We start from the raw sequence: 3,460 nt of genomic DNA, 5'->3' as shown, positions 1-3,460 counted from the left end.
AAATACAATGGGTTTTCATTTATGGGTGAATATGCAAAACGAACGGCCGATGATGAAATAGCAACTGAACTAGATGGGTTAACACCTACTGGAGACCTTGTATTAACTGGTAATGCATTAAACTTGCAGGCTGGTTATTTATTTAAGAGTAACTACGAAATAGCTGCTCGTTTTACAACATTAGAATATGAAAATGTTACTGGAGCATTACCAACAGAGCAATATACGCTTGGTGTTAACAAATATGTTGTTGGTCATAAATTAAAGGTACAGTCTGATATAAGCTATACTACCTTAGATGGAAATGATGATAATATAACTTTTAGACTAGGATTTGACATCCACTTTTAAGCGATAAATAATAACAATTACATAACATACTAATCATTAATAGTTATGATATTAGCAACCTTATTACAACAAAACCTTATGGATAATATTTATTTGTACATGATTATCGCCTTAGCCATTTTAGCTGTTGCTGATTTGGTGGTTGGTGTTAGTAACGACGCCGTAAACTTTTTAAATTCTGCCATTGGTTCAAAAGCCATTTCTTTTAAAACTATTATGATAGTTGCAAGTCTTGGTGTAGCTGTTGGTGCAGTTTTTTCAAGTGGCATGATGGAAGTTGCTCGTAAAGGTATTTTTAACCCTGGCGAGTTTATGTTTAATGAAATTATGATAATTTTTATGGCTGTAATGATTACGGACATATTGTTACTCGATTTTTTTAACTCTGTAGGTATGCCTACTTCCACGACCGTTTCAATAGTATTTGAATTACTGGGTGCTGCCGTTGCTATGGCCTTGATTAAAATAGGTCATGATGGTGGTGATTTTAGTGATGTAATAAATTACATTAATACATCAAAAGCTTCTCAGATTATATTTGGGATACTCCTCTCTGTTGTCGTCGCATTCTCCATTGGGGCATTAGTTCAATGGGTTTCTAGAATCCTATTATCTTATAATTTTGAAAAGAAGGCACATTGGGTTGGGGCTTTATTTGGCGGATTCGCTTTAACGGCAATAACGTATTTCATTTTCATGAAAGGTTTAAAAGGGACGTCGTATGCTAAAGAATCTTTTGATATTCTTGGAGGAGGAACGATGAAAGACTTTTTAGAAGAGCAAGTTTTATCTATAGTATTGGTTAGTTCTGTTTTCTGGTCACTATTATCATATGCACTAATTGCTTTTGTAAAAACAAATATTTATAAACTTATTATTATAGTAGGAACCTTTGCTTTAGCATTAGCTTTTGCAGGTAACGATTTAGTGAACTTTATTGGAGTTCCTGTTGCAGCATACAATGCCTTTCAAGAATGGTCTGCTTCTGGAGTAGCTGCTTCTGCATTCCCAATGGATGTATTAGCTGAAAAAGTACCAACAAACAACTGGTTATTATTTGGAGCCGGAATGATTATGGTATTAACATTATGGTTTTCGTCAAAAGCAAAAGGAGTTGTAAAAACATCTTTAGACTTATCTAGTCAAGGAGAAACAAAAGAACGTTTTCAACCTAACTTTTTATCTCGTGGTTTTGTAAGATCTGCCATGTTAATGTCACAAATGTCTGCGTACATGTTACCAGATTCATGGCAAGCAAAAATTGAGAAACAATTCGAAACACCTGTTATAGCTCTTTCTAAAGATAAAACGCACGAATTACCCGCTTTCGATATGGTAAGAGCTGCTGTTAATTTAATGGTTGCTGCAGTATTAATATCTATTGCTACATCCTATAAACTACCACTATCTACAACCTATGTAACTTTTATGGTTGCCATGGGTACTTCTTTAGCAGATAGAGCTTGGGGAGCAGAAAGTGCTGTATACAGAGTAGCTGGTGTATTAAATGTTATAGGTGGTTGGTTTTTTACAGCATTTAGTGCTTTTACCGCTGCAGCTCTAGTAGCCTATTTATTGAACTTGAATATTAATGTCATGTTCCCTATTTTATTATTTGCTGCTTTCGGATTATTAATTAGAAGTTCAATTGCACATAATAAAAAATCAAAACTAGTAAAATCAGAAGATAGTTTGCAAATTGCGGAAAGCAGCTCTGTTCAAGGTGTTATTCATGAAAGCGCCGGTAACATTGCCAATGTTGTAAAGCGTGGTAACAAGATATATTCAAATGCCATTAATGGTTTGGCAAAACAAGATTTATCTTTACTTAAAAAGAATCAAAAACAAATAGATAAATTATCGTTAGAAGTAGATAGCTTAAGAGATAATATCTTCTATTTTATTAAAAATTTAGATGAATCAAGTATAGGTGCTAGTAATTTCTACATTAATATTTTAGGTTACTTACAGGATATGACACAATCTTTAGAATATATCTCTAAAGTGAGTCATAAACATGTAAACAATAACCATAAAAAACTAAAATTTAGTCAGATTAAAGAATTAAAAGAAGTTGATCAACGTTTTGAAAGACTTTTCAATAACACAAAAAAGGCGTTTGATTCTCGTTCCTTTGAAGAAATCGGAGCTATTTTAAGTAGAAAAAAAGAAATAGTTTCTTTAGTTTCAGATAAAATCCAAAAGCAAGTGGAGCGCACAAGGACAGAAGAATCTAGTCCAAAAAATACGACCTTATACTTTAGTGTGTTGATAGAAACAAAAGACTTGCTATCAGCTACGATGAATCTTTTAGAGGAGTATTATACTGCTCATGATGCATCAGTTAAACCTGCAACAATCGATATTGATGTTGTTTTGGATGAGAAAATTGGAGGATAAGAACTAAAAAATCAAATTAAACACCACTGAATAAAGATTTTATTCAGTGGTGTTTTCATTTTCAGAAGACTCTTCCAATAAGGTATCTTTTTTACTATATAATAATTCAGCAACATCAATTAACTTTTTAATCATATCATTTACATTGGTATAATCATTAAACAAGGATGAAGCCATTTCTGCTGTAATTAAATTTTTTCTTATTAACTTGTCTATCGATTTGTTGCTTTTTCTAATATTAACTTTTGCTTCTTGCTTTAATTCTTCTAGCTGTAACTCATATTTATTTGCGTTATTTTCAGTTCTAAATAAATATATAACTCGTAATACCTTGGTTAGTTTTTTCCTATAACCGTCGTATTCCTTTTGCAAGTATTTATTTTCTAGATTTAAAACCCTAGTAATGTTTTTATTTAACTCTCTAACATCTTTAATAATTTCTACCATTTTTCTATTAGCTATTTTTATATCTGTAATAGCTATTACTTGCCTATTATTTAAACTTAAAGTACTTTGAGCTGTAGAAGCATATTTTATAATTTCGCCATAAATAATTTTAACTTTACTATAATATAAATCATCAACATTTGTTTTTAAATCAATGTTAGATTTTTTGATAACCTTTTTTAGTTTTTCTTCAGATTTTATGTCCTCTCTATGAATGTTTAATGCATGCGCTACAATTTCAAAAACACTTTTCTCATATAAA

General features: G+C 31.4%; 1 protein-coding gene and 2 pseudogenes. 2 read left to right on the top strand and 1 reads right to left on the bottom strand.

The window, feature by feature from the left end; all coding sequences use genetic code 11:
• Together QZ260_RS12330 and QZ260_RS12325 are read left to right on the top strand one after the other, a co-directional pair.
• Nucleotides 1-351: pseudogene (locus QZ260_RS12330) on the top strand (porin); the annotation flags it as partial.
• Between the two features lie 78 nt (nucleotides 352-429).
• The gene (locus tag QZ260_RS12325; protein ID WP_295986689.1) at nucleotides 430-2,751 is read left to right on the top strand and encodes an inorganic phosphate transporter; all 2,322 of its coding nucleotides are present in this window, start codon (nucleotides 430-432) and stop codon (nucleotides 2,749-2,751) included.
• Between the two features lie 39 nt (nucleotides 2,752-2,790).
• Here QZ260_RS12325 and QZ260_RS12320 read toward each other — a convergent pair.
• Nucleotides 2,791-3,460, bottom strand: a pseudogene (locus QZ260_RS12320) (Na/Pi cotransporter family protein); the annotation flags it as partial.

Source organism: uncultured Algibacter sp. (assembly GCF_905480415.1).
Taxonomy (GTDB): domain Bacteria; phylum Bacteroidota; class Bacteroidia; order Flavobacteriales; family Flavobacteriaceae; genus Algibacter_B.
The sequence above is the reverse complement of the archived record's forward strand: the minus strand, read 5'-3'. Positions and strand labels throughout refer to the sequence as shown.

Excerpts from the sequence above, each read along its gene's own strand:
- QZ260_RS12325 (WP_295986689.1), top strand. The coding sequence starts at position 430 with ATGGATAATATTTATTTGTACATGATTATCGCCTTAGCCATTTTAGCT.